The following is a 25695-nucleotide window of genomic DNA, read 5'->3' as shown; positions in this document are numbered from 1 at the left end:
AGCCGTGGCTCGACACATCTACCGGTGCCCGTTGCGCTGGTCGGACATGGACGCCTTCGGGCACGTCAACAACGTGGTCTTCCTCCGCTATCTGGAGGAGGCCCGGATCGACTTCATGTTCCGGCTGGCGCCGGGCGACGGCTCCCCCTCGTTCTCCGGCGGGTCCGTGGTGGCCCGGCACGAGATCGACTATGTCCGGCCCCTGGTGCACCGGCACGAGCCGGTGACCGTCGAATCCTGGGTCACCAAGATCGGCGCGGCCTCGCTCACCATCGCGTACGAGATCAAGGACCCGGAGACCGTGTACGTACGCGCCTCCACGGTCGTCGTGCCCTTCGACCTGACGGCTCAGCGGCCGCGCCGCATCAGCGCCGAGGAGCGGGAGTTCCTCCAGGAGTACGTGGACGACGGGATGCACGGGGAGGCCGCCGCGGCATGACGGCGCCGCTGCACTTCGCCGACGCCAGGGAGGCGGACGATCTCGCCGCCTTCCTGGCCCGGCTGCTCCACTACGACCGGGCCGCCGCCGTCCGCCTCCAGGCGGGGGGCGGCGCGCTCGCCGTCTTCGGACGGCCCCCGTCCTTCGAGGTGCTGGCCATCCGCACGGCCGCGCTGCTGGACGACACTCCGCTGGACGTGACCGTCTCGGCGGGCCAACTCCTCGACGGCATCACCGAGTCCGAGGGCAAGGCGGTCCTCCCCGGGCCCGTCACCGGCCCGCCGTGGGCCGGGGTGCTGCCGCCGCGCGGCGGCTGGCGCGAGGTGCCCGGGCTGCCCCGGGTGGCCGGGCTGCGCTCCTCGGTCACCGCGGCGGTCGGCGAGTTCCGCGCCCGGGCCGGCGGACTGCCCGAGGAGCGGCGCACCCGCGCCGAGCGGGACCGCATCGGCCGGGAGATCTGGTCGCGCACCATCGGGACCACCGGGCTGCCGCTGCGCGCCGTGCACGCCGCCCAGTCACTCGGCTTCCTGCCCCCGCACGAGGTCCCCGTCGCCCTGCTGGCCACCGGCTCCTGGCTGCGGCTGCGCACCCCGTACGGCTCGATCGCCGTCCGCACCGCGGGCGCCGGCACCGGCCTGACCGTCACCGCGGTCCAGCGGCCGGGGTGACGGGAGCCGGTCAGTCGGGGGTGTTGACCATCGACGCGGCGGCGTAGGTGAGGTAGTTCCAGAGCGTCCGCTCGTGCTCCTCGGACAGCCCCAGCTCGTCCACGGCCGCCCGCATGTGCTTCAGCCAGGCGTCATGTGCGGCTCGGTCCACGGTGAACGGGGCGTGCCGCATCCGCAGCCGCGGGTGGCCTCGGTTGTCGCTGTAGGTGCGGGGCCCGCCCCAGTACTGCATCAGGAAGAGCACCAGCCGCTCCTCGGCCGGGCCGAGGTCCTCCTCCGGGTACATCGGCCGCAGCAGCGGGTCCTCCGCGACCCCCTCGTAGAACCGGCGGACGAGTCGGCGGAAGGTCTCCTCGCCGCCCACCTGCTCGTAGAAGGTCTGCTCCTGAAGCGTGCCGCGCGGAATCTCATTCACGCCTCCATCGTCTCAGACGGCCCGGCGGAGGTCCCCGGCCCTAGGTCCCGCCCACTCCGGCCCAAAACGGGACGAGCGGAATGAGCGATGTGAGGCAGCGGGATGAGTACGCGCACTCAGGCCGCGCCCCGCGCCGCGCGCCGAGGATGGGGATCACCGACGCCCCACCACCGGGGCCTGACCCTCCCCGTGACCGGGACCTGACTGCGCCCGTGTCCGGGGCCGACCACCCATTCACCGGGGCCTGGCTGCCCTGTCACCGGACCCTGACTGCCCCGTCACCGGAGCCTGACCGTCCCCGCCACCGGGGCCTGACTGCACCGCTACCGGTGCTCGACGGCGCCGCGACCGGGGCCCGACCACCCCGCCACCAGGAACCCGACCACCCCGCCATCGGGGCCCGACCGCCCCGCCACCGGGGTCTGACCGCATCGCCGATGAAAGCCGACGGCCCCGGCTCGCGGGCCTCGACCAGGGGGAGAACCATGCTCAGCCGCCTCGCCGACCTGCTGGTGCCTGCCTTCGGACGGCTCACCGTCACCTCGGACCCGGGCGCGGAGCTTCGGCCGGGGAGCATCCTCGCCGCCAACCACACCTCGCTCGCCGACCCGGCCGTGGTGCTTGCCGCGCTGCACCGCCTGGGCGCCCGGCCGGTGGTGATGGCCACCGCCGGACTGTGGCGGGTGCCGGTGCTCGGCCGCGCCCTCGCCCGGGAGGGCCATGTGCCCGTCCATCGCGGCGACCCCCGCGCGGCGCACTCGCTGGACCTCGCCGCCGAGGCCCTGCGGGACGGCCGGCTGCTGCTGATCTACGCCGAGGGCGGCATCCCCGAGCGCCCGGACGCCACCGAGGCCGCGCCCGGCGCCTTCCGCAGCGGACTGGCCCGGCTGGCCCTGCGCACCGGGGCCCCGATCGTCCCCGTCGGCCAGGCCGGCGCCCGCCGGGTCACCTCCGGCAGCGTGCCCAAGCAGCTCGCGGGGCTGGCCACCGCGCCGCTACGCCGCCCCTGCCTGCACGTCCACATCGGGGCGCCGGTGCGGCTGACCGGTACCGGCCCCGTCGGCACCGGCCAGGCGCACCGCGCGGTCACCGCCGCCTGGCGCACGGCGGCCGGCCGGCTGGGCGAGCCCGCCGCCTTCGCCGCGTAGCCCCCGGCGCGGAGGCGGGCGGCCCGTGGTCGCCGGGTCGGCGCGGGCGCAGCACAGTGGAGGTATGGGCACTTCGCGGGATGCGCAGCGGGACAGTCGGCGGGACCCTCAGCAGGCCGGTCAGCCGGACGCTCGGCCGGGCGCTCACCGAGCCGCCCCGCCCGCCGCCCCCTCCGCCGACCCGTTCGCGGAGCCGGCCGCCGCGGCGCGGGACGCGCTGGTGCGGGAGATCGCCGCCGGGGGCGACCTCCCGGACCCGGCCTGGCGGGCCGCCTTCGAGGACGTGCCGCGGCACCTTTTCGTGCCGTACTACCACATCGGTGTCCTGGGCGGTTACGAGCGGCTCGGCGCCGACGACCCCGCCCCGGGCAAGCGGGCCCGCTGGCTGGAGGGCGCCTATCTGGACCGGCCGCTCGCCACCGACGTACGGGAAGGGGAGCTGGTCTCCTCCTCCAGCCAGCCCTCACTGATGGCCGGGATGCTCCAGGCGCTGGAGGTACGGGACGGGGACACCGTGCTGGAGATCGGCACCGGCACCGGCTACAACGCGGCGCTGCTCAGCCACCGGCTGGGCGACGACCACGTGACCACCATCGACCTGGACGAGGCCATCACCGGCCCCGCCCGCGAGCGGCTGGACGCCGCCGGCTACCACCCGGCCGTGGTCACCGGCGACGGCGCGCTCGGCTGCCCGGAGCGCGCCCCGTTCGACTGCGTCATCGCCACCTGCACCTTGCCCTCGGTGCCGCCCGGCTGGCTGCCGCAGTGCCGGCCGGGCGCCCGGATCCTGGCGCCGCTGTCCACCGGGCTGATCCGGCTGCGGGTACGGGACGAGGGTTACGCGGAGGGGCGGTTCCTGCCCACCTCCGCGTACTTCGTGGCGCTGCGCGGCGAGAGCCCGCCGCCGCCCCCGGTGCGCGCGGGCGGGCTGCCCCGGTACGCCACCGACAACGAGCTGTTCCGCTTCCTGCTCACGCTGACCGCGGGCAGCCTCGACCCGGAGGAGGCGTACGCACTCTGGCTCCAGGAGGAGCGCCCGCGGCGCGAGCGGTTCGGCCTGACCGTGGGCGGCGGCCGCCAGTGGGCCTGGCTGGACGACCCGGAGGGCCCGTACGCCTGGCCGCTGGACACCGGCGAACGTACGTAGGCGGAGACGGAGGCGTAGGCGGAGACGGGTGAGGGCCCGGGCGGGGTCCAGGGGATCCCGCCCGGGCCCTCGCGGGTGCCCTGGCTCCGTTTCCGGGGGCGTGGCGGCGTGGCGGCCGGGCTCAGCCGCGGACGATGGTGATCGTCGTCCAGGCCCCCACATGCACCCGGTCACCGTCCTTGAGCGGGACGGGGGTGTAGGGCTGTATCGGGTCCTCGGCGCCGTTGAGGGTGGTGCCGTTGGTGGAGCCCTGGTCGACCACCGCCCAGGTGCCGTTCGGCTGGGAGACCAGTACGGCGTGCTGGTGCGAGACGCCCGGGTCCTCCGGCGGCACCGACAGGTCGATGTCGGGGGACTCGCCGGTGGAGTGGCGGCGGCGCCCGATGCTGATCTGGTTGCCGGTGAGCACCAGCCGCTGCTCGGGCGAGTAGGCCGGCAGGTTCAGCCCGGAGGCCTCTGGGCCGCTGCGCTGCATCATGGCCAGGAAGTACGACCGATCGGGCGCCACCACCGCGGTCCAGGTCGCGGGCGCGTCCGGGAAGCGCGGGGCCTCCGGGAAGCCGGACGGGTTCGGGAAACCGGAGGAGTCCGGGAAGGCGGAGGAGTCCGGGAACGCCGGGCTGTCTGGGAAGCGCGATCCCTGGGGGCCGTGTGGACCCTGTGGCGGGTTCGGGCCGGGGGCAGGGAAACCGGTGGGCGGCGGGGTGTGCGTGCCGGTGCCGGCCGCCGGTGCGGGGGGCGTGTGGGGGCCGTTGGCGCCCGGACCCTGGCCATGGCCCGGGGCGGGCGGCGGGGTGCCGGGGGCGCCGAACGGGCTCTCCGGGCGCTCGGTCCGCTCCGGGCGGGATCCGGCCGGCGGCTCGGGGCGGGACGGCGGCGGGCCCGGCTGCGAGGGCGGCGGCAGCAGCCAGTCGTCACCGCCGGTGGACCCGGCCGGGCGCCCCGGCGCGGACGGCGCGCCGGGCTGCTGGAACCCCTGGGGTACGGGCGGCGGCGGGGGCGGGCCCTGGTGGCCGGCGGCCGGCGGCCGGGTGCCCTGCGGGGCGGACGGCTCGGGCGCGAGCGGCTCGGCCGGGCGGTTCACCTGCGAGGGGCGCGAGCCCTGGTACTCGTACGGGTCCGGCGGGCGCGGCGCCTGCGGTTGCGCGGGCGGCGGGAAACCGGACGGGGGCGGCGGCGGGGTGGCGGGACCGGTGCGGCCCGGCGGGGGGCCGGGCGGGCGGTTGGCCGGGGCGATCGGCGTGTACGAGGTCGCCGTGCCGGTGATGAAGTTCCAGCGGCACTCCTCGCAGAACGGGGCCATGGCCTCGCGCGGGGTGCGGCACTGCGGGCACAGCTCCGCCTGGGCGGTGGCGTTCGGGTCGCCGCCGAAACCGCCGAAGCCGCCGTGCGACGGGGGCGACGGCGGCGGCGGGGTGCCGGGGCCGCCGGGCGCACCGGGGCCCGAGGGTCCCGGATAGCCGTAGCCGGGCGGCGGGGGAGTGGAGCCGGGGGCCGAGGGGCCGGGGTAGCCGTAGCCGGACGGCGGCGGGGGCGGGGCCTGGTCGGGGGCTCCGCCTCCCGGGTAGCCGTAACCGGCAGAGGGCGGCGGCGGTGGCGGAGCCGAGTCGGGGGCTCCGGGGCCGGTGGACGGGCCCGGATAGCCGTAGCCGGGCGGCGGCGGGGGAGGCGGCGGCGGAACGGCACCCGCAGGCGACGTGCCCGCCCCGGTCATGCGGTGGCCGCAGACCTCGCACCAGTCGTCGGAACCCGACTGGTGTCCGTTCGGGCAGGTCGGCATGTCGGCGCTTCCCCCTCTCCTCGTCCGGCCCTTCAGGCCGTGTCCTCGTCCGGCCCGGGGGCCGTCCGGATCGCTTGCTACCGGTTGGTGTTCTTGACGCGAACGGTCTTGGTCGATCGCGTTTCGAGTGTCATCTCGTCCGCTTCGGCAACCTTCGCTTTGAGTCGCACAGTACCGGTCGACGCGTCCACCACGTCCACCACCTTCGCCAGCAGCTTGGCGGTATCGCCGTTCCCGGAGACGGCCGCGAGCTGCACCGCGCGGCCCAGTTTCGCGGTCGCTCCGTCGAAATCGCCCAGTTTGCGAGCGTCCAGTCCCTGCTGGATCACCTCGGCCAGCTCCGCCTGGCCCGTGTAGTGCGCCAACTGCGGATTGATCGAGGTGGAGGCGGCCATGTCGTCCGTCCACACCGCCCGCACCAGGCCCTGGGACAGCACCTCGGCCGCCCCGGCCGCGCCGGACGGGTCCGGGAGCACCAGGGAGACCCGGGCCGCCAGCATCTCCCGGCCGAGCCCGGCCACCGGCACCCGTACGCACACGTGGTAGTCGCGGGACTCGTCGCCCCAGGAACCGGTCGGATAGTCCCCGGCCCGCGGCCCCGCCCCGGTGCGCCGGGCGGTGAGGTCCTCCACCACCGGCGCCACCTGCTTGACGAAGAGGACCTCCGTCCCCACCGGGGTCCACAGCCGCAGGGCGACGTCCGCCACCTCCTTGCCCATGGCGTCCGCCATCATCCGCGTGAAGTCGGCCGCCAGGTCGCCGGGATCGGCCACGATGTCCGCCGAGCCCAGCAGCGCCGAGGCGATTTGGGTGACCTCCTTGACCTCCCAGTCGGTGCCCACCCCGCGGGCGTCGCAGGTGAAGCGCCCGTCGCAGGCGTCCAGCGCGGCCCGCAGCTCGTCGGCGCCCTCGTGCTCGTTGCGTCCGTCGGTCAGCAGGATCGCGTGCCGGATCGGGGCGTCACTGGCGCCCAGCAGCCGGTCGGTGAGCTTCAGCCAGGTGCTGATCGCGGTGCCGCCGCCCGCCGAGAGCCGGCGCAGCGCCTGCCGGGCCTCGCCGCGGGTGCGCTCGTCGGCCACCGCGAGCCCTCCGCCGCCCGGGTACACCTCCTGCGCCACATGCGTACCGGCCACCACCGCGAAGGCCGTGCCGTCGCGCAGGGTGGAGATGGCGGCGGCGGTCGCGTCGCGGGCGTTGCGCATCTTGGTCGGCGGGTAGTCCATCGACCCCGAGCAGTCCACCATGATCACCACGGCGGCACCCGGTGCCCGTGCCTCCGGCACCGGCAGGGACGCCGGCGAGGAGCCCGCACCGGTGAGCGGTATGCCGCCGCTGGTCCCGCCACCGGTGGAGGTCACCGTGACGATGGCGTTGACCTCCTGACCGCCCTCCGGCAGGTACTCGTTCTGGTACACCTCCACCGCGAACCGCGGCACGCTGGACTTGGAGAAGTTCGCCATCTGATCGGCTCCTCGGCACTGACGCACACAACAGGAAGGAAAGGGTGGGGGGTTGGGGCGTACGGGGGGAGGGGCGATGCCGGCCGGGGGTGTCGGGGACGATCGGGGTACGGGAGCGGGTCAGGCCGATCCTGCCCCGGCGGGCGGCACGGCGAACGGCAGCAGCGCCACCGTTACGTTGTCGTGGCCGCCGCCGTCCAGGGCGTGGCCCACCAGCACCCGGGCGCTGTGCAGCGGCCGCCCGGTGGCGTCGGCCGGCAGCACCCGGGCCATCTCGTCCGCCCCCTCCGCGTAGTTCCACAGCCCATCCGTGCAGACCACCACCACTCCGGGCCGGTCCGGCTTGAAGGCGGCGGTGTGCGGGTCGAGTTCATAGGAGTCGGCACCGAGCCAGCCGGTGATCGCGTGGGCGCGCTCGTCCGCGTACGCCTCGGCCTCGCCCATCAGGCCCGCGGCCACCATCTGCGCGGCCCAGGAGTCGTCCTCGGTGAGCCGGGCCGCCGGGGCGCTGCGGTCGTCCGGCACCCAGTAGGCGCGGCTGTCCCCGACCCAGCCGATCACCAGCAGCCCGCCCGCGACGACCGCGCCCACCAGGGTGCAGGCCGGGGCGTTCTGATGGCGGTGCGGCTCGTGCTCCCTGGCCCCGTCGCCACCGCCGTCCGCGAGCGCGTCGACCGCCTTGGCGGCCGCCACGATCGCCTCGTGCATCGCGGTCTGCGGGTGGGCGCCCCGGGGGAGCGCCACCGTCAGCGACTCGCAGGCGGTGGCCGCGGCGGCGGCCGAGGCCTCGTCGGGCCGGGTCGCCGAGGACACCCCGTCGCAGACGATCGCGACCGTGGCGGGCGAGCCGTCCGGCAGCACCGCCGAGGCCACCGCGAAGGAGTCCTCGTTGCGGTGGTGGCGCAACCCGCGGTCGCTCACCGCGGCCACCGTGTCCAGGGTCCGCTCCATATGGTCCCGTTCGCTCGGCTGCGCGTGCCCGCAGTTCTCGCAGTACCCGTCCGCGTCCACCCGCCCGGCCCGGCACGCCACACACACCCGCGCCGCCGCGGCCTCTCCGGCCGGGGCGTGCTCGACGGTGCGCGGGTCGGGGACGGCGGCGCCCTGCGGAGGCGCGCCTGCTTCGGGCTCCTGCCCTGACGTGGGCTGCGGGGGGGTGCCGCCGTGTGAGGCGGTGCCCTCCGGAGGCGTGGCCGTCCCATGTCCCGCCGCGCCTTGCGGGTGCCCGGCCCCGGCCTGGTCGGTGGTGCCCCGCGAGGGTGCGACCGCTTCGGGGTCGGTCCCGTGTCCGGATGCGGCACCCGGGGCCTCGGCGCCGTGCGGGTGTCCGGCCTCCGGTGCGCCGGCTTCCGTCTGCCCCGCCTCGGCCGGGCGCGGTGCCGGGAGCTCGAAGTCGCCGCCCTCGCCAGCGCGGTCGTCGAACCGCAGGCCCGCGGTGTCCGGCAGCGTGTGCCCGGGGCCCGGGCCGCCCACCGTCCCCGTACCCCATCCCGTGCCGGCCACCGGTCCACCCGGCACCCGTCGATCAACCCCCGGAGCATCGCCCTCCGGTCCACCCGGCACCGAACCGCCGGCACCCGGCACCGACCGGTCGCCGACGGCCCCGTCCCCCGCCGGGCCACCGGCAGCCTCCGGGGGCGCCCCCGAGCCACCCACCGCCTCCGGGCCGCTCTGGCCGGTCGTCGGGCGGTTGCGGGGTGGCGGGGGGACGGCCGACAGGTCGTAGCCGCAGGCGCCGCAGAACAGGTCGCCCGACTCCAGCGGCTCCTCGCAGCCGGGGCACTTCGACAGGGCCACGGGCCGGTCCATCTGCGCCATCACTCACACCCATGTCCGGGGGCGGACGCGGTTCGCCCGCTCCACCAAGTCGATCCGCTCCTCGCCCCGCTGGGCCAGCCGGGCGAGCACCCGGTAGGAGCGCTCCAGGCCGAGGCGCAGTCCGCGCTCGTCCGGGTCGCTGCCCAGCAGTGGGCGGCGGTCGCGTCCCGCTCCGGGACTACCGGAGAGTACCCAGTCCAGCGCCTTGCCCAGTACCTCGGTGGCCAGTTGCTCCCGGCGCACCGCGTCCAGCCCGAACCGCTCCAGCGCCACCACCTCCCCGGCCGCCGCCGTCAGGTCGTCCAGCAGCGGCTCACCGCCCGAGCGGTGCCGCAGCCGGGCCCGCACCGCCGCCACCCGGGCCGCCGTGTAGTGGATGGAGGCCTCCGGCACCGACTCCAGGGTGCGTACCGCCGCCTGCCGGTCGCCGGCCGCCAACTGGACGCGGGCTAGCCCGAACGCGGCGCTGACATGGCTCGGATCGGTCGTCCACACCAGCCGGTAGTATTCCGCCGCGTTGTCCAGCTGGCCGAGCAGCTCGGCGCAGACCGCGAGCGCCAGCTTGGGCGCGGGCTCACCCGGGAACGCGTCGTACAGCGCGTCGAAGGAGAGCGCCGCCGTCTCGTTGTCACCGGAGGCCAGGGCGGTCACGCCCCGGTACCAGACGACCCGCCAGTCGTCCGGGCGGTCCGCCTCCAGGCTCTCCAGGCCCCGCAGCGCCGACCCCGCCTCGCCCATGTCGAGCCGGGCGCGCAGCTCCCGCAGCCGCAGCTCCACCGAGGAGGCGGGCGCGGTGCCCAGGGCGGCTGTCAGCTCGGCCGGGGCGGAGGCCAGCAGTCCGGCGAGGAACCCGGCGTTCGGGTCGCCGGGATCGACATGCGGTACGGGCAGGGCGAGCGCCGCGGCCCGGGCGTCCAGCGCCCCGAGGAGCGGGGTTCCGGCAGCCGGCGAGGGCGATGCCCCAGCGCCCGGTGCGGTACGGGGGGCGGGGATGGGGGAGGCCGGAGCAGCCGCCGCCGGCACACGGCGCCCGGCCGCCTGGCGGGTCGGCCCGGCGGTCAGCTGACCGGCGCCGGAGGAGTGGACGGCGCCCGCGCTGTGCACCGCGGTGACCAGGGCGGCGGGGGCTCCGGCCCCGGCGGCCGGTGCGGGGACGGCCGCGGGGGCCGCCGCCGGAGCCGTGGGCGTACCCGAGCCGGTCACGCCGGACGCGGCCCGGGCGCGGCGGAGCAGCCCGGCGCCCCGGGGCACCGGGCGTACGCCCAACTCGGTCACATCGCCGCCCGGTTCGGCGAAGAGGGTGGTGTCGGTCACCCGGAGCTCGGGGCCGAAGAGGGTGGAGAGGGCGGGGCGGGGCTGCCCGGTCTGGACGGCCACCACCTCCCGGAGCACCCCGGTCAGCTGCTCGGCCATCTCCTGCGCGGAGGCGAACCGGCGGGCCGGGTCCGGATCGGTGGCCCGCACCAGCAGCCGGTAGAACGACTCGTAGCGGCGGAACACCTCGATGGTGTCCGGGTCCGGCAGCGAGTCCGCGTAGACCGTGGTGTACCCCTGGAAGTCGAAGGTCAGCACCGCCAGCGTGCGGGCCACCGTGTACAGGTCGGAGGCGACCGACGGGCCGACCTCGGCGACCTCCGGGGCCTGGTAGCCGACCGTGCCGAAGATGGCCGATTCCTCGTCGTCCATCCGCCGTACCGCGCCCATGTCGATCAGCTTCAGCTGGTCCTCGGTCTGGATCGCGTTGTCCACCTTGAAGTCGCAGTACAGCAGGTTGCGGCCGTGCAGATGGCCCAGCGCCTCCAGGGCCTCGATGCCGTACGCGCAGGCCTGCTCCACCGGCAGCGGATCGCGCCGTCCGTCCGGGCCCCGCCGCTCGTTGGCGATGTCCTTGAGCGACTTGCCGCCGACGTACTCCATGACGATGTAGCCGTCCAGCGAGCCGGTGCGCTGGTCCAGGTGCTCCACGAAGTTGAGGATGCCCACGATGTTGGCGTGCTCGATCTCGGCGAGGAACCGCCGCTCGGAGATCGCCGCCGCCATCGCGTCCTGGTCACCGGTGTCCAGCAGGCCCTTGAGCACCACCCAGCGGTTGGACACCGCGCGGTCGATGGCCAGGTACACCCAGCCGAGCCCGCCGTGCGCCAGGCAGCCCACCACCTCGTACTGCCCGTGCACCACGTCCCCGGCCCGCAGCTTCGGCACGAAGGAGTAGGGGTGGCCGCACTTGGTGCAGAACCCCTCGGTGCGGCCCGGCCGGTCGCCGCGCGCCCGGCCCACCGGCGCCCCGCAGTCCGAGCGCGAGCAGAACCGCTTGCGCTCGGGGACCTCGGGGACCGCCATCACCACCGAGCGGGGCGAGGGCCGCGGCACCACCGGCACCGACACCAGCCCGGCGCCCAGCCGGTTGCGCCCCGACTGCCCGGTGGAGGCGCCCGAACTGCGCACCGACACCGAGCGGGTGGAGCTCGAACCGCCGGCCGGCGAGCGGGAGAGCCGGCCGGACACCGAGCGCCGCGAGGTGGAGGAGCGGGAGGACGCCCGCGACGAACGGGAGGAACGGGAGGAGCGCACCGAGGCCGAGGAAGGGGCCGAGGAAGGCGAGCGGCCGACGGGGCTTCCGCCGCCCGCGATCCCCGTCGCCGAGGAGGGCACCAGGCCGCCCGGCGACACCACCGGGGCCAGCCCGCAGGTGTCGCAGTACAGCTCGCCGCCGCCCATGTCCTCGTAGGAGCCTTCGCAGTCCGGGCGCTGGCACGTGGTCGTCATCTGGTCCCCCTGTGGTCACTCGGCCCGGCCAGGGCCTCCGCGGCCGCCCGCTGGTAGCGCAGCACCGCCTGCTCGGCGGCCCGCAGGTCGCACGGCGCGCTCCACAGCATCCGGCGCGCGGTGTCGTACCGCTCGATCAGCAGCGTGTCCTCGGCCAGTCCGTGGCGGGCCACCTTCGCCCGGTAGGCGTCCAGCCGCCCCCGCAGCTCGGCCCGGACCGCCAGCGGCGCGGTGACCGCCGCCAACTCCTCCCGGGCCCGCAGCAGTTCCTCCTCGGCCTGCTGCTCCAGCGCCTCCAGCAGCGGGGACAGGCGGTTCCAGCGGGCGTGCCGCCGGTGCTCGGCGGCGGCCGCCAGCCGCTCCTGGAGCGCGGTCGGCGGACCGCTGACCGCCGGCACCTCCGAGGCGGCGATCTTGGCCAGCACCTCGCCGCGCGCCGTCCGGGCCTCGGCCAGCGTGCGGTCCGCGCGGGACAGCACATCCCGCAGCCGCAGCAGCCGCGCCTCGGAGTCCTGGCGCACCTGGAGCACCGCCTCCACCTCGCGGCGCACCTCCTCCAGCGCCCGCGCCGCCCGGTCGTACCGCTCGGTGTCCGGCCGGCCGCCGCCCGGCGCCGAACTGCCGCCGGCCGGCCGCCAGAACGCCAGCGGATCGGTCACCACCTGGGAGCGCAGCAGCGTCAGCTCCTGGGTGATCGCCTCCAGGTCGTCCCCCGAGGGGTGCTCCCCGGGCCGCACCCCCACCGAGTGCGCCAGCGAACGGGTCCGGCCCAGCTCGGCGGCGAGCAGGTCTATCCGGGCGGGCAGTGCCGACCAGACCGCGTCCGCGCACACCACCGTGTCCAGCGAGGCGGCGTACAGCTCGTTCATCCGCTCCACCAGCCGCTCCAGGGTGAAGCGCTCGACCAGCCCGCCGCCCCCGGCGACCCCGGGCGCGGACACCTCGGTGCCGGAGACCGCCACGCTCTCGCCGCGCAGCCGCTCGGTCAGCTCCACCAGGTCCTCGCGGCTCGACCAGCGGCGCCGCGACCGCAGCTCCCGGGCCTCGCGCAGGGCGGCGGTGTAGGCGTCGAAGTACGCCCACAGGGCGGTGATCGTCCGGTCCGTGTCCGCCCAGCGGTCCTTGGTCGCGCCGGTCAGCTCCGCGCCCTCCAGCAGTCGGCGGCCCGCGTGGTCCTGGAGCGCCAGCAGCGAGTCCTCGACCGCCTTGTGCTCCGCCGCCAGCCGCGCCAGCGCACGGTCCACCTCGTCCCGGTCCATCACCGGACCGGGGGGTCCCGTGACGCCCATCGATCACCTCTCACTGTCGGCCGGGCCGAGCCCGGTGCCCGGGCCGGGGATCCGGCCCTGCGGTCAGCTGCTGCGGTACTTCGGCGCCGGCGGTCCCGCTATGCCGGGCAGCACCGCGCTCAGCCACTTGTCGTACGCCCGCTGCCACGGGCCCTTGCGGTAGTCGACCAGCACCTGGTTGACCCGGCGCACCAGGTCGTCGTTGCCCAGCTTGGCGGCCACACCGTAGAACTCGGTGGTGAACGGCCGGCCCTTGAGCCGCACCGCCGGGTCCTGCGCGGCCTGCCCGGCGGCCAGCGCGTTGTCGGTGACGACCGCGTCCACCTCGCCAAGCTGGAGCCGCACCAGGCAGTCCAGCTGGTTCGGCACCGTCAGCACGTCCTCGTCGCCGTCCCCGCCGTCGTGCTCGTCCTTGAAGACGGCGCCGAACGACTGCTGCTCCAGCGCCTCGTACGCCGTGGAGCCCTCGGCCGAGCAGACCCGCTTGCCCCTCAGCGAGGAGTCGTACCCGGTGACGGCGGACTTCGCCGGGGCCAGCACCTGCTGCCCGGCCTGGAAGTAGGCGGTGGAGAACGCCACCTGCTCGGCCCGCTTGCAGTTGATCGTCATGGTCCGCACCACCAGGTCCACCCGGCCGCTCTCCAGCGCGGCGATGCGCTGGTTGGTGGGTATCGCCCGCAGGATCACCGCGTCCCGGTCGCCGAGGATGTCCTCGGCGATGGCCCGGGCCAGATCGATGTCGAACCCTTCGAGCTCCCGGGTCGCCGGGTCGCGGTACCCCCAGCGGTAGCTGTTCTGGTCCACGCCGACGACCAGCTTGCCGCGCGCCTTGATCGCCTTCACCGAGGGGCCGTCCGCGGTGGACGGCGGCAGCGAGGCCTCCGGGTCCTGGCACTCCTCCGCTGCCGCCCGGCCCGGCGCCGCGGCGGCCGTCCCGGAGGCGGCCGCCGGACCCAACTCCCCGTGCGCCAGCGGTACGAGGGTCAGCGCGGCGGTCACCGCGCAGGCGGCCGCCATCGCCGCGACCCCGCCCCAGCCGCGCAGCCGCCGCGGGCCCGGGCGCCGCCCGCGCGGCCGCGGCCCGCCCCGGGCACCGTCCGTCCCGCGCGCCCCTGGAGCCTCGCCCTGGGTGCCGTCCCCGTCCGCCATCGTGCCTCCCCTCACCCTCACCGGTACTCCGTCAGCCTGCGGTTGACACCCATGATCGTCCCGGCGGCGCCGATCAGCACCAGTCCGGCCGCCGCCCCGGGCAGCCAGTCCAGCGAGGCGACCGCCCTCCTCGCGGCCCGGGTGAACTCGCCCTGCTCATGCCCGACCGCCCGCCCCAGCGCGGCGTCCACCTGGTCGAAGGACTCGCCGGTGGAGTTCCTCGCCCCGATGACCTTGGCCAGCGTGCCCTCGTAGTCGCCCGCGTCGTCCGCGGTGCGCGCCTCCTTGTGGCGCGTGCGCCACCCCTCGGCCGTCCTCCGGGCCTCCGTGACCGAGGCCCACCCCGTGCCGTCGTCGGCGAGCCGGGCCGCCTTCTCCAGCGCCGCGCCGAGCCGGGCCATCCCGGCGGTGTACTCCGTCTCGTACTGGTCGCTCTTGCCGTCGGCGGTGAGCACCGCGCCCCGCGAGACCACCGCGAGGTTCTCGTTGGCGCGCGCCTTCAGCGAGTTGATCCGGGCGTCGTTCAGCGCGGTCAGCGAGTCCTGGCCCTGCTCGCGGGCCTCGGTCAGCATCGACCGGGCGTAGGCGTGGCCGGCCAGCAGGGCGAGCAGCAGCACCAGGGCCGCCGCGGTGGCGGCCAGCAGCCCGTGGTTCAGCACCCGGTTGGTCCGCAGGAACATCCGGCGCTGCGTCCACAGCAGGGCGGCCAAGGCGACCAGCCCGACCGCTATCGAGAGCAGCGGCCAGGCCCGCGCCGAGCGGTCGTCCTGCCCCAGCCGGGCGCTCTCCGCCTGGTAGATCCGCTCGGCGGCGGGCAGCAGCCTGGTGCTCATCTGCTGGTTGGCGTACCGCAGATAGGCGCCGCCCAGCGGCAGCCCCTGCCTGTTCGCCGCCCTGGCCCGCTCCACCAGCCCCGTGTAACGCGGCAGCTGCTCGCCCAGCAGGGCCAGGTCATCCGCCGACCGGGCCGAACCGCCCGTCCCCGCGGCCGCCTTGACCAGCAACCGGGAGGCGGTGGCGATGTCCTTCTCGTACCGGTCCCGCACCTCGGCGGGCTCCTCCGGCCCGGCCAGGAACCCGCCGGCCGCCGCGGTGTCGGCGTCCGCCAGCGAGCGGTAGATGTCCGCCGCGTCGGCGCTCAGCGGCTGGCTGCGGTCCACCACGTCCTCGGCCGCCGCCGCCCGCCCGGAGACCTCCAGCGCGGTGACCGCGCCGAACACCAGCAGCAGCAGCGCCAGTACGGCGCCCAGCGCGCGCAGCCGCCCCGGCTCGGTCACCGCCGCCGCGCGCAGCCGCGCGAGCGCCGCCTCCCAGTCGGACCGCCCCGCGCCCCCGCCCGCCGGCGGCGCGGGCGCGCTGCCCGTCCTCTCCGGTGCGTGTACCACCTGACCTCCCCCTCGGTCGCCCACCGCAGTATGGCCGCATGTGCCCGGCCGCACACGGGGCTTGGCACGATCTTGTACGGAACCCCCGCATCCTCCGCTGCGCTGCGTGCCCTCGTGCTCACTGTGAATACGCGCCCTGGGACCCCCCGGTTCCCCATCCGGCCCCCGTGGCGCACACTCGCCATGCGATGAGGGAGGGTCGGGCGGGACAGCGGTGGAGAGGGTTGCCACAGAGCCGATGCGGCCGGCGACCTTGAGACGTCAGCCTGACCGACGCCAGCGCTGCTTCCGCTCCGCTGAGGGATGACCGAGGGAAGGACCGAGGGGCTGATCGATGGACCGTCACGAGGGTTTCAAGATCGCTGAAGGCTTTCTGCAGCGAAGTGTGATGCCGGACGAGCCCTCTATGGCGATCGATGCGGATGCCGTGCGGGAGAGGGGTGGGATGCTGGTCCTCCCGTACAACTCCGTGGAGTTTCTCCGGACTCGTCGGATGGAGGACATGCTCCTGGATTGCTGGCCGATTATCGTGGATATGGCGACGGGTGCGGTGAGGTTCAGCGATATCACCGAGCGGGGTGATTTCTGTTAACCGCCACGAGTGTGACGGGTATAGCGGTCCATCCGTGCAGACCGGCGGTGACTCGGCGCGGCCATTCTCCGATTCTGTCTACGCTGACTGCGACATCTATGCCGACCATGAGGATGGCGATCTCGTCAGAGCATGCATCAGGCGGGCCGGCGATTTTCAGGAAGAGGGGCGCCTGCTCGTCGGTCTCGCCGTAAGCGTGCGGGTGGCACACAATGACTACCGAACGGGTCGGCGGGACGACTTTCTGGAGTACGGCACCGTCCTTGAATGCACATCCCGAGAGGAAGCCGCGCCCTCCGAGGTGGTCGAGTCTCTCCGCTCGATCCTTCGTGCCCTGTCGGATGCGGGGGTTCCGGCAACTCCATCCTGCTACTTCGAGGAAGAACTGCTGTGCTAGGGGCGGCACCTGCCGACCTCAGAACATCCGATCTTCGCAGGGGGAATGCACCAGCGTGGCGACTGTCAATCCATGGACGCCTGCCCATCAGGCTGTCGAAAGCAGCGACTACGAGACTTTGACCAGGTTGCTGTCCGGTGGGGCTGATGTCGAGGAAACGTGCTCGGGTATGACGCTGCTCGTCCATGCCATCGAGGTCGAGGGCGACACCGCCGTGCAGAGTGGTACGGACATGCACGCCGTGATGACGGCGATTCTGCTCGCCTACGGTGCGGATCCGGCGAGGAGTGACCCGGGCGGCCGCACCCCGGCCCGGATGGCCGCGATCTACTCCCATGACAGGGCTCTGGGGCTCCTCAAGAAGCACGGCCTCGACCTGGGAGCCAGCGAGACGGTCTGACCGTGGTCCGCCGCAGGCCCTGGCCCCGTACGAAGGCGCCCCCGCCGGATCCCTGGCGGGGGCGCCTCGCGCGTTCGTGCGTGCTACTTCGACAGGTTCGGCGGGCCGGCCGGTGGGGTCAGGGGGGTGGTGGCGACGGACTGGGGGGAGGAGGTGTTGGCGAAGGCGGAGGGCGCGGACATGGCGGCGGTGGGGTCGGCGGGGGCGTCGTCGGTGACGGCGACGGGGAGGCCGCCGACGATGCGGATGCCGGCCTCGTCGAAGGCGCGCTTGATGCGCCAGCGCAGCTCGCGCTCCACGCTCAGGGACTTGCCCGGCATGGTCTTGGCGGAGGTGCGGATGGTCATGGAGTCGAGCAGGACCTCGGTGAGGCCCAGGACCTCCACCGGGCCCCACAGGGCCTCGTTCCAGGGCTCCGTCTTGGAGAGGGTGTCACCGGCCTCGGAGATCACCTGGCGGACCTTGTCCAGGTCCTCGCCGGGGTGGACGGTGACGTCGACGGTGGCGGTGGACCAGCCCTGGCTGAGGTTGCCTATCCGCTTGATCTCGCCGTTGCGGACGTACCAGATCTCGCCGTTGTCGCCGCGCAGCTTGGTCACCCGCAGCCCGACCTCGATCACCTCGCCGGAGGCCACGCCCGCGTCGACCGAGTCGCCGACGCCGTACTGGTCCTCCAGGATCATGAAGACGCCGGAGAGGAAGTCGGTGACCAGGTTGCGGGCGCCGAAGCCGATGGCGACGCCCGCCACACCGGCGGAGGCCAGCAGCGGCGCCAGGTTCACGTTGAAGGCGCCCAGGACCATCAGCCCGGCGGTGCCGAGGATCAGGAAGGACGCCACCGAGCGGAGCACCGAGCCGATCGCCTCGGACCGCTGCCGGCGGCGCTCGGCGTTGACCAGCAGCCCGCCGAGGGCGGAGCCCTGTACGGCCTGGGCGCTGCGGTTCATCCGTTCTATGAGCTTGGTGAGCGCGCGCCGGACCAGATGGCGGAGGACGACGGCCACCGCCAGGATCAGCAGGATGCGCAGCCCGGTGCTGAGCCAGGTGGCCCAGTTCTGCTCCACCCAGCCGGCCGCCTCGTTGGCGTGCCGGGCGGCCTCGTCGAACGACACCGGGGGCGGCGACGCCGGATCGGTGGGGTCGGCGGCCTTCGCGGCGGACCAGAGCACGGTGGGGACCTCCAGGAGGCGGCAGCAGGGGGCGGGAAGAGGGGGAGGGGCGGACAAAACAATCTAACGGGGGACAGGGTGGCCCGCTGCGCCCCGAGCGGGGGAGAGGTACGTCTCACCAGGTCCTGACCTGGGGAATACGGGGATGTGGTCGAAAACACTCGGCGGCCGTTACCGGTACGTGGTGGCGCTTCGACCCGGCCTGAGGAGAGACTGAACGCAGATCGTCCCGGCGCGAGCCACGCGCCGCCGGCGTACAAGGAGGCATCCGTGCCGCATGTCCTGGTCCTCAACGCGTCGTACGAGCCGCTCGGCGTCGTACCGCTCCGCCGCGCGCTCGTCCTCGTCCTGGAGAACAAGGCCGTGAGCCTGGAGGAGTCCGGCGCCTTCCTGCACAGTGCGACCCGTGTCGTGGCGGCACCCAGCGTGGTCCGCCTCAAACGGTTCGTACGGGTCCCCTACCGGGGGCCCGTTCCACTGACCCGCAAGGCCCTCTTCGCCCGCGACGGCGGGCGTTGCATGTACTGCGGTGGCGTCGCGACCAGCGTCGACCACGTCGTCCCGCGCAGCCGGGGCGGGCAGCACGCCTGGGACAACGTGGTGGCCGCCTGCCGCCGCTGCAACCACGTCAAGGCCGACCGCCAGCTGCGCGAGCTGGGCTGGCGCCTGCACCAGCAGCCCGCCCCGCCCAGCGGGCTGGCCTGGCGGATCATCGGCACCGGCCACCGCGACCCGCGCTGGCTGCCGTACCTCCAGCCGTATGGCGCGGACGCCGCGCTGGCCAGGATCGACAGCGGGGCGCTCTCCGCGACGCCGCACACCACCCCGGTGAGCCCCCATGCCAGCACCCCGGTGAGCCCCTGAGGGCCGGGCCGGCGGCTCACCGGACGGCGTACGCCTCCACGCCGACCAGCGAGTAGCCGAACTCGGTGCCCCGCTCGTCCAGCCGCAGCCGGACGTAGCGGGTGTCCGGCGCGTCCAGCCGCACCGACTCGGTGCCGCCCCGGCCGCCGCGGACCACGGCCGCGGTACGCCAGTCGCGGCCGTCCGCGGAGACCTGCACCCGGTACCGCTTGGCGTAGGCGTCCTGCCAGTGCAGCACCAGCTGTCCCACATGGGTGGGGCGGGCCAGCTCCAGCTGCCACCAGGCGGTCGGCTCCAGCGGCGAGGACCAGCGCGTCTCCCGGTCGCCGTCGGCCGCCGCCGAGGCCGGGAAGTCCGGTGTCTCGTCGCCCGAGGAGGAGGCGGTGGCGGTACGGGCCAGATCGGGCCCGCCGGTCGCCGGGAAGGCGCGGACGGTGAGGGTGCGCCGCTGGCCGGCGAACTCCAGCTCCACCGGGTACGCCCCCACCGGGGTCCCGGCCGGCACGGTCACCTCCACCGGGACGGCGGCCGCGGTACCGCGCGGAACGGTCGTGCTACGGGGCACCCGCACGGTGATCCCCTGGGGCGCCCGCGCGGTCAGCTCCCCGCGCACCTCGCCGGGCCGCTGCGCCCGCAGCACCGCGTCGAAGCGCTGCGGGCCGCCGCCGATCACCGCGTCCGCCTCCGGGCGCGGCAGCTCCAGCCGGGCGGGCGGCCCGTCCGCGTACCAGGGCGTGAGGGTACGGAGATCCGCTCCCGTGACGCGGAGGCGCTCGGCGCGCAGCCCCGCCGGGGCCGCCAGCTGGGTCCAGCCGGAGGCGGCGTCGAGCGCGCCCAGCCGGTGCCAGCCCTCGCCGGGGACATACGCCTCGACCGCCCCGGCCGTGCCCGGCTCCGCGGTGGCGGTGACCGCCGCCAGCGGCCGGCCCGCGTCCACCGGAACGCCCGAGGACCCGTGCTCCGCCCGGGTGGCGCCGGTCCAGGCGGCGGACTCGGCGGCCACCCGGTCCAGGAACGGGTCCAGCACCTCCGCGCCGACCGTGGCCCGGTCCGCCCCCGGCACCCGGCGCAGCTCCGCCAGGGCCAGCGACGCCCGCCAGCCCGCCGCCCCGTCGCCCCGGGCCTGCGCCCCGAGCATGTCCAGCGCCGCCTCACCGGCCCGGCCGTAGCGGGAGAGCCGCTCCAGCCAGGGCGCCGCCTCCCGGGCCAGCCGCCCGTCGGCCGCACCTGCCAGGTGCTCCGGCGCCTGGCGCATCTCCGCGAACGCGGCCCGCAGCCGGTCCTCCGCCGTCCGCCGCACCGCCGGTGAGGCCGCGGTGTCGGCGCGGGTGTCCCAGAAGTCGGCCAGCAGCGGACGCAGATACGCCGACTCGGCGGCCGGGGCGAGGATCGAGGAGGCGCCGTTGCCCGCCAGCGCGTGCAGCGCGGCCCGGGCCCGGGCGTCCCCGCCCGCCAGGTCGTCCAGCGCCGCGCCCCAGGAGGCGCCGGCCTGGTAGCCCTTGGGGTTCCAGGCGAAATCGGCGGCGGTGAAGAGGGGGATACGGGAGATCGCGGGCTGCTCCATGGCGTTGGACATCAGCGCGGCCGACCCGGCGGCCACCGCGGGCTGCCGCCCGGTCACCGGACCCAGGAAGAGCCGGTCCTGCGCGTAGTCGTTGACCGGGTAGTTGTCCAGGGTGACCAGCGGGTGCCCGAACACCTCCCGTACGACCGACAGCTCCCGCCCGGTGATGGTGCGGGGCACCACCCCCACCCCGGTCCACGCCACCTGCACCCGGCCGTCCAGCGCGGCCGACAGCGCGGTGCGGTACTCGGTCGCCCCGTCCTGGTAGTACTCGGTCGGCACCAGCGTCAGCGGCGCCGCGTCCGGATGGCGGTTCGCCAGATGGCGGGCCAGTTCCCCGGCGACCAGCGCGTGCGCCCGGGCGGCGGCCTCCGGGCCCATCCCGTACACCTCCGCGTCCTTGGCGCAGGCCCACTCGTCGTAGCTGGAGGCGTCGAACTGGAGCTGGAAGGCGCGCACCCCGAGCGCGTACATCGCCTCCGTCTTGCGCCGCAGCGCCCGCAGATCCGCCTCCGAGGAGAGGCACATCGACTGGGCGGGCGCCATCGACCAGGCGAGGGTGACATGGTTGCGCCGGGCCCGCTCGGCCAGCTCCCGGAACGCGGCCCGCTGCGCCGCCGGGTACGGCTCGCGCCAGCGGGTCTGGCGGTACGGGTCGTCGCCCGGCGCGTAGAGGTACCGGTTCTGCTTGGTGCGGCCCAGGAAGTCCAGCTGGTCCAGCCGGTCGGCCTGGCTCCACGGCCGCCCGTAGAACCCCTCGGTCAGCCCGCGCACCGCCGTGCCCGGCCAGTCCCGCACGGCGACCCCGGGGACGGTCGCGCCCCCGCCGAGCAGCTGGCGCAGGGACTGTACGGCGTGGAAGAGGCCGTCCGGGCCGGTGCCGTCCACCGCGACGGTGCCCCGGCCCTCGACCTTGCCGGTGGCCAGCCGGTAGCCGCCGGACGGCAGGTCGCCGCGCTCGGGCACCTTCAGGGCGCGCAGCGCCACCCAGGCGCTCGACCCGCCGAGCAGCACCACCGGGGAGCGCCCGTCGCCGGCCTTCGCCGGGTCCCCGGCCTCCTCGGCGACCCGGTCCACCCGCCGCACCCCGGCCGTCCGCAGCACCTCCTCCAGCGCCGCCACCGCGTACGGGTCGGCGCCCCGGCCCACCACCAGGGCCACCCGCCCGCCCAGCGGCACGGCCGCCCCCGGCACCGCCCGCAGCGACTGCGGCCGCGGCCATACGGCGGGCGGCGCGTCCGCGGTCGTGGCGGCCGGGGGAGCGGGCACCACCTGCGCGGCCGGATCCCCGGCGGCGGGCCCGCCAGCGGCCACCGGGGCCGCCGTACGGGCCGGGCCGGAGCCGGCCGAGGTGCCGTCCGGTGAGGCGTCGGCCCCGGAGGAGCCCGGGGCGACGGGCGAGGTGGTCAGCAGCCCGCCGATGACGGCCACGGCGACGGCGGCCGCGGTGCGGGCGCGGGGCCCGAAGCGGTCGGCGGGGAGGGGCGGTACGCCTCGGGAGCCCCGGGCGCGCCGCGCGCGCCCGGGGCCTTGTGCGCCACGAGTGCCCCGGGCGCCCCTTGGGCCCTGGGTGCTCCGGTCGCCTTCCGCGCGCCGCGCGTCCCGGGTGCCGGCTGCGCGCCGCGGGTCCGGGGTGTCTTCCGCGTCCCGGGTGCTCCGGTCGCCTTCGGCGCGCCGCGTGTCCCGGGTGCCGGCTGCGCGCCGCGGGTCCGGGGTGTCTTCCGCGTCCCGGGTGCTCCGGTCGCCTTCGGCGCGCCGCGTGTCCCGGGTGCTCCGGGCGCCTTCCGGGCCGGAGTTGGGGCCGATGCCGGGGCTGGCGGGGGCGGTGGGCCCGGGCTGCTGCCGGGCGGGCGCCCCGCCTCGTAGGCCGGACCCGGCCGCTCCACCGTGTGCGTCGCTTACGCCGGACCAGGCGCGTACGCCGTACTCCGCCGCCCGTGCGCGGGACGCGGCCGGTACGCCAGGCTCCGCCGGTACGTCCCGGCTGCCGCCGTGGGCGCCGCCCACCTCGTACCTCGCCGCCCGCTCCCCGGACCTGGCCCACCCCTCTCGTACAACGGACCCGGCCGCTCCATCCCCCACGCCGGAGCCGGCCGACCCATCCCCCACGCCGGACCCGGCCTCTGGTGCGCGCCGCGTCCGTCCGGTGCGCTGCCCGCGTCCGATGCGCCCGAACCCCACGCGCGTCCCCCTCGTCTTTCGTCATCCGGCGAGTAGCGTGGCCGAGGGCCGGACCGACCCGGATCTCCGGCCGGTTCTCCGGCTGTTCACGGGCCGGGACTCCGGCCTGGCGGCCCGCCAGTTCGCGAGCCCACCACCGACTCGCCGAGGGTGTCAATGCGCATGTCTGGTCTGTCGCATTTGCCCGTCGGGTGGTGGGTCTGCGGCCACGGTGGGGTGGATGGCGGCGGCGAGGCGGAGGCCCGGTGGCCGTTGTGACAGACGCCACGTTCCACGGATGGTCCGCCGCCTACGGGGTAGGGCTGCTGTGTCCCACCGTCACCCCACAACGGAGGCCACCATGACCGCGTCCGCACAGCTCCTGCTCTCCGCCCTGTCCGAGCAGGCCCTTTCCAAACAGGTCCCGGACCAGGGTGCCCGACGACACGCCGCCCACACCCCGCACCCCGGTCCGGACCCCGACCGCGCCCCCGGCGCTCGCGCCGCCGCCGTGACCATGCCCGAGGCCGTCACCGCCCCCGAGGCCGGCCCGCACGCCCCGATGGTCCCGCTCACCAGTGAGCCCCCGCTCGCCGACGCCACCCCCCTCACCAGCGAGCCCGCGTACACCGAGACCACCCCGCTGACCAGCGAGCCGACCGCCTACGCCGTGGCCGGTGGACCGGAGTCCCCAGGAGCCTGAATTGACCCTTGCCCGGCTCGCCGCGCTGCACGGTGTCGCCACCGCGTACTCCCCTTCCGTTGGCACCACCGTCCCGGTCCCCGACGACACGGTGGCCGAGGTGCTGGCCGCCCTGGACGTCGACGCCGCCACCCCCGAGGCCGTCCAGGCGTCGCTGGCCGCCGCCGAGGCCGCCCAGGCCGCGCGGCTGCTGCCGCCCACCCTGGTGGTGTGGCGGCAGCAGCCGCCGCCCGAGTCGGGCAGCCGGGTCGCCGAGCGCGCGGGCGGGACCGCCTCCGCCGACGGGCGGGGGGCGCCGCGGACGGGGGGCGGGGCGGAGCTCCCCGAGGAGCTGGCCGCGCTGCCGCCGGGCACCGAGCTGACCGTCACCACCGAGCACGGCGACGAGGTCTCCGGCTCCCCGCGCTGGGAGCGGCTGCCGCTCGGGGTGCACCGGCTGCGGGCCCGCGCCCGGGACGGCCGGGCCTCGCTCACCACCCTGATCGTCGCCCCCGCCCGCGTACCGCAGCCCGCCCGGAGCGGCTACGGGCTGCTGGTGCAGCTGTACTCGCTGCTCTCCGCCCGCTCCTGGGGCATGGGCGACCTCGGCGACCTGGTGGAGCTGACCGGCTGGGCCGGGCGCACCCTGGGCGCCGACTTCGTGCAGGTCAACCCGTTGCACGCGGCCGTGCCCGGCACGCCGACCGACCCCTCCCCGTACCGCCCCTCCTCCCGCCGCTTCCCCGACCCGGTGCATCTGCGGATCGAGGACGTGCCGGAGTACGGCTATGTCGAGGGGGAGGACCGGGCGGCGCTGGACGCGCTCGTCGCCAAGGCCGCCGAGCTGCGCGAGAAGGTGCTGCGCAAGGGCGAGCTGATCGACCGGGACGCGGTGTGGGTGCTCAAGCGGCAGGCGCTTGAGGTGCTGCACCGGGTGGAGCTCGGCCCCGGCCGGGCTGCCGCGCTGCGCGCCTTCACCGAGGCCGGCGGCCGGGAGCTGGACGACCATGTCACCTGGTGCGCGCTGGTCGAGCGGTACGGCGCCGAGCGCGAGCAGTGGCCCGAGGGGCTGAGCGACCCGCGCTCGGAGCGCACCGAGCGGGCCCGGCGGGAGCTGGCCGAGCGGCTGGACTTCCACCGCCGGCTGGCCTGGCTCACCGACGAGCAACTGGCCGCCGCCGCCCGCGCCGCCCGGGAGTCCGGGATGGGCGTCGGGATCGTGCACGACCTGGCGGTCGGGGTGCACCCGGAGGGCGCCGACGCCTGGGCCCGGGCCGGTGCCTTCGCCGCCGGGATGTCGGTGGGCGCCCCGCCGGACGCGTTCAACGCGCGCGGCCAGGACTGGGGGCTGCCGCCCTGGCGGCCCGACGCGCTCGCCGCCTCCGGCTACGCCCCCTACCGGGACCTGCTGCGCGGGATGCTCCGGCATGCCGGGGCGCTGCGGATCGACCATGTGATGGGGCTGTTCCGGCTGTGGTGGGTGCCGGTGGGCCGCCCGCCCACCGAGGGCACCTATGTCCGCTACGACGCCGACGCCATGCTGGCCGTCCTGGTGCTGGAGGCGCACCGGGCCGGCGCGGTCGTCATCGGCGAGGACCTGGGCACGGTCGAGCCGGGCGTCCGCGAGGCGCTGCAGAGGCGCGGCGTCCTCGGCACCTCGGTGCTCTGGTTCGAACGGGACTGGGAGAACGGCGGGGCGCCGCTGCCCCCGGAGACCTGGCGGGCCGACTGCGTGGCCACCGCCACCACCCACGATCTGCCCTCCACCGCCGCCCGGCTGTCCGGCGACCATGTCGCGCTGCGCCACCGGCTGGGGCTGCTGACCCGGCCGCTCGCCGAGGAGGAGGCCGAGGACACCGCCGAGGTCGCCGAGTGGCTGGGCTGTCTCAACGCGCTGGGGCTGCTCGCCGAGGGGGAGCGGGGCGCCACCTCCGGGGGCGCGGCGGAGCGGGACGAGGAGGCGGAGATCCGCGCCGTGTACGCCTTTCTGCGCCGCACCCCGGCCCGGATGACCGGGGTGTGGCTGCCGGACGGGGTCGGTGACCGCCGCCCGCAGAACCTCCCGGGCACCTGGGGCGACATGTATCCGAACTGGCGGCTGCCGATCGCCGACGCCGAGGGCCGCCCGGTCACCCTGGAGGAGCTGGCCGCCTCGCCCCGGCTGCGGGCTCTGATGGACGCGGTCCGCGGCTCGGACGTCCCCGTGCCCGGCTCCCCGGGGCCGGTCTCGGAGCTGTCCGGTACGGCGGCCGGGGCCGCGTCGGCGGGGCCCGGTACGGCCGCGGCGACGGTGTCCGAGGCGCCCGGCGCGATCCCGCCCGCCGCGCCCCGGGGCTCGGGTGCGGTCCGCCCGGCGGGTGATACGGCACCCCCGGGCGCGCGGGGCCGGTAGCCGTTCGCTAA

Annotated in this window: 20 protein-coding genes; 10 read left to right on the top strand and 10 right to left on the bottom strand. The window is 75.8% G+C overall.

Annotation, left to right across the window (positions count from 1 at the left end; translation table 11 throughout):
• Positions 1–4: 4 nt before the first annotated feature.
• Together ABZ945_RS12185 and ABZ945_RS12180 are read left to right on the top strand one after the other, a co-directional pair.
• Positions 5–439 carry a thioesterase family protein gene (locus ABZ945_RS12185; RefSeq protein WP_361267355.1) on the top strand — a complete coding sequence of 145 codons (435 nt, stop codon included), beginning with the start codon at positions 5–7 and terminating at the stop codon, positions 437–439.
• Positions 436–1107 carry a hypothetical protein gene (locus ABZ945_RS12180; protein ID WP_361267353.1) on the top strand — a complete coding sequence of 224 codons (672 nt, stop codon included), beginning with the start codon at positions 436–438 and terminating at the stop codon, positions 1105–1107. The genes ABZ945_RS12185 and ABZ945_RS12180 overlap by 4 nt, the downstream gene beginning before the upstream one ends.
• 10 nt (positions 1108–1117) lie before the next feature.
• Here ABZ945_RS12180 and ABZ945_RS12175 read toward each other — a convergent pair whose 3' ends face one another.
• Complete coding sequence (locus tag ABZ945_RS12175; protein ID WP_361267351.1) at positions 1118–1522, bottom strand: globin; 405 nt, start codon at positions 1520–1522, stop codon at positions 1118–1120.
• A gap of 485 nt (positions 1523–2007) precedes the next feature.
• Here ABZ945_RS12175 and ABZ945_RS12170 point away from each other — a divergent pair, with 485 nt between their 5' ends.
• Together ABZ945_RS12170 and ABZ945_RS12165 are read left to right on the top strand one after the other, a co-directional pair.
• Positions 2008–2670 carry a lysophospholipid acyltransferase family protein gene (locus ABZ945_RS12170; protein WP_361267349.1) on the top strand — a complete coding sequence of 221 codons (663 nt, stop codon included), beginning with the start codon at positions 2008–2010 and terminating at the stop codon, positions 2668–2670.
• A 64-nt stretch (positions 2671–2734) separates the two neighbouring features.
• The gene (locus ABZ945_RS12165) at positions 2735–3817 is read left to right on the top strand and encodes a methyltransferase domain-containing protein (protein WP_361267347.1); all 1083 of its coding nucleotides are present in this window, start codon (positions 2735–2737) and stop codon (positions 3815–3817) included.
• 121 nt (positions 3818–3938) lie between these two features.
• Here ABZ945_RS12165 and ABZ945_RS12160 read toward each other — a convergent pair whose 3' ends face one another.
• The 7 genes from ABZ945_RS12160 to ABZ945_RS12130 all read right to left on the bottom strand — a co-directional run bounded on the left by ABZ945_RS12160 (position 3939) and on the right by ABZ945_RS12130 (position 15371).
• Positions 3939–5597 (bottom strand): FHA domain-containing protein, encoded by a 1659-nt coding sequence (locus ABZ945_RS12160; RefSeq protein ID WP_361267345.1) that lies wholly within the window; start codon positions 5595–5597, stop codon positions 3939–3941.
• A 77-nt stretch (positions 5598–5674) separates the two neighbouring features.
• Positions 5675–7057 (bottom strand): VWA domain-containing protein, encoded by a 1383-nt coding sequence (locus ABZ945_RS12155; RefSeq protein WP_361267343.1) that lies wholly within the window; start codon positions 7055–7057, stop codon positions 5675–5677.
• Between the two features lie 120 nt (positions 7058–7177).
• Positions 7178–8875, bottom strand: coding sequence for a protein phosphatase 2C domain-containing protein (locus tag ABZ945_RS12150; protein WP_361267341.1), 1698 nt, complete (start codon positions 8873–8875; stop codon positions 7178–7180).
• A gap of 3 nt (positions 8876–8878) precedes the next feature.
• The gene (locus tag ABZ945_RS12145) at positions 8879–11641 is read right to left on the bottom strand and encodes a tetratricopeptide repeat protein (protein WP_361267339.1); all 2763 of its coding nucleotides are present in this window, start codon (positions 11639–11641) and stop codon (positions 8879–8881) included.
• A complete protein-coding gene (locus ABZ945_RS12140; RefSeq protein ID WP_361267337.1) occupies positions 11638–12930 on the bottom strand; it encodes a hypothetical protein in 1293 nt (430 codons plus the stop codon). The genes ABZ945_RS12145 and ABZ945_RS12140 overlap by 4 nt, the downstream gene beginning before the upstream one ends.
• Before the next feature lie 63 nt (positions 12931–12993).
• On the bottom strand, positions 12994–14079 hold the full coding sequence (locus ABZ945_RS12135) for a glutamate ABC transporter substrate-binding protein (protein ID WP_361267335.1): 1086 nt from the start codon (positions 14077–14079) through the stop codon (positions 12994–12996).
• A 17-nt stretch (positions 14080–14096) separates the two neighbouring features.
• Positions 14097–15371, bottom strand: a complete 1275-nt coding sequence (locus tag ABZ945_RS12130; RefSeq protein ID WP_361267470.1) for a hypothetical protein — start codon at positions 15369–15371, stop codon at positions 14097–14099.
• Positions 15372–15798: 427 nt separating this feature from the next.
• On the opposite strand from ABZ945_RS12130, the gene ABZ945_RS12125 reads away from it, so the two are divergent.
• From ABZ945_RS12125 to ABZ945_RS12115, 3 genes are all read left to right on the top strand, one after another.
• Entirely contained in the window at positions 15799–16056 is a 258-nt protein-coding gene (locus ABZ945_RS12125) for a YrhB domain-containing protein (protein ID WP_361267333.1), read from the top strand.
• Positions 16057–16090: 34 nt separating this feature from the next.
• Positions 16091–16453, top strand: coding sequence for a hypothetical protein (locus tag ABZ945_RS12120; protein ID WP_361267331.1), 363 nt, complete (start codon positions 16091–16093; stop codon positions 16451–16453).
• Positions 16454–16622: 169 nt separating this feature from the next.
• Positions 16623–16853, top strand: a complete 231-nt coding sequence (locus ABZ945_RS12115) for a hypothetical protein (RefSeq protein WP_361267329.1) — start codon at positions 16623–16625, stop codon at positions 16851–16853.
• 83 nt (positions 16854–16936) lie between these two features.
• Here the strand turns inward: ABZ945_RS12115 and ABZ945_RS12110 are convergent, their stop codons facing one another.
• Entirely contained in the window at positions 16937–18022 is a 1086-nt protein-coding gene (locus ABZ945_RS12110; protein WP_361267327.1) for a mechanosensitive ion channel family protein, read from the bottom strand.
• Positions 18023–18292: 270 nt separating this feature from the next.
• On the opposite strand from ABZ945_RS12110, the gene ABZ945_RS12105 reads away from it, so the two are divergent.
• Positions 18293–18886, top strand: a complete 594-nt coding sequence (locus ABZ945_RS12105) for an HNH endonuclease (protein ID WP_361267325.1) — start codon at positions 18293–18295, stop codon at positions 18884–18886.
• A gap of 16 nt (positions 18887–18902) precedes the next feature.
• Here the strand turns inward: ABZ945_RS12105 and ABZ945_RS12100 are convergent, their stop codons facing one another.
• Complete coding sequence (locus tag ABZ945_RS12100) at positions 18903–21881, bottom strand: beta-N-acetylglucosaminidase domain-containing protein (RefSeq protein WP_361267323.1); 2979 nt, start codon at positions 21879–21881, stop codon at positions 18903–18905.
• A gap of 1090 nt (positions 21882–22971) precedes the next feature.
• Between ABZ945_RS12100 and ABZ945_RS12095 the strand changes: the two genes are divergently transcribed.
• Both ABZ945_RS12095 and malQ read left to right on the top strand, forming a co-directional pair.
• On the top strand, positions 22972–23313 hold the full coding sequence (locus ABZ945_RS12095; RefSeq protein ID WP_361267321.1) for a hypothetical protein: 342 nt from the start codon (positions 22972–22974) through the stop codon (positions 23311–23313).
• Between the two features lies 1 nt (position 23314).
• Positions 23315–25684, top strand: a complete 2370-nt coding sequence (malQ, locus tag ABZ945_RS12090; RefSeq protein WP_361267319.1) for a 4-alpha-glucanotransferase — start codon at positions 23315–23317, stop codon at positions 25682–25684.
• Positions 25685–25695: the final 11 nt, after the last annotated feature.

Source organism: Streptomyces sp. NPDC046887, assembly GCF_040644755.1.
Classification (GTDB): Bacteria; Actinomycetota; Actinomycetes; order Streptomycetales; family Streptomycetaceae; genus Streptomyces; species Streptomyces lichenis.
This window is presented reverse-complemented; position numbering and strand designations above follow the sequence as displayed.

Excerpts from the sequence above, each read along its gene's own strand:
- ABZ945_RS12135 (WP_361267335.1), bottom strand. The coding sequence starts at position 14,079 with ATGGCGGACGGGGACGGCACCCAGGGCGAGGCTCCAGGGGCGCGCGGG.
- ABZ945_RS12140 (WP_361267337.1), bottom strand. The coding sequence starts at position 12,930 with ATGGGCGTCACGGGACCCCCCGGTCCGGTGATGGACCGGGACGAGGTG.
- ABZ945_RS12145 (WP_361267339.1), bottom strand. The coding sequence starts at position 11,641 with ATGACGACCACGTGCCAGCGCCCGGACTGCGAAGGCTCCTACGAGGAC.
- ABZ945_RS12150 (WP_361267341.1), bottom strand. The coding sequence starts at position 8,875 with ATGGCGCAGATGGACCGGCCCGTGGCCCTGTCGAAGTGCCCCGGCTGC.
- ABZ945_RS12125 (WP_361267333.1), top strand. The coding sequence starts at position 15,799 with ATGGACCGTCACGAGGGTTTCAAGATCGCTGAAGGCTTTCTGCAGCGA.
- ABZ945_RS12155 (WP_361267343.1), bottom strand. The coding sequence starts at position 7,057 with ATGGCGAACTTCTCCAAGTCCAGCGTGCCGCGGTTCGCGGTGGAGGTG.
- ABZ945_RS12095 (WP_361267321.1), top strand. The coding sequence starts at position 22,972 with ATGACCGCGTCCGCACAGCTCCTGCTCTCCGCCCTGTCCGAGCAGGCC.
- ABZ945_RS12170 (WP_361267349.1), top strand. The coding sequence starts at position 2,008 with ATGCTCAGCCGCCTCGCCGACCTGCTGGTGCCTGCCTTCGGACGGCTC.
- ABZ945_RS12115 (WP_361267329.1), top strand. The coding sequence starts at position 16,623 with ATGACGCTGCTCGTCCATGCCATCGAGGTCGAGGGCGACACCGCCGTG.
- ABZ945_RS12180 (WP_361267353.1), top strand. The coding sequence starts at position 436 with ATGACGGCGCCGCTGCACTTCGCCGACGCCAGGGAGGCGGACGATCTC.
- ABZ945_RS12165 (WP_361267347.1), top strand. The coding sequence starts at position 2,735 with ATGGGCACTTCGCGGGATGCGCAGCGGGACAGTCGGCGGGACCCTCAG.
- ABZ945_RS12160 (WP_361267345.1), bottom strand. The coding sequence starts at position 5,597 with ATGCCGACCTGCCCGAACGGACACCAGTCGGGTTCCGACGACTGGTGC.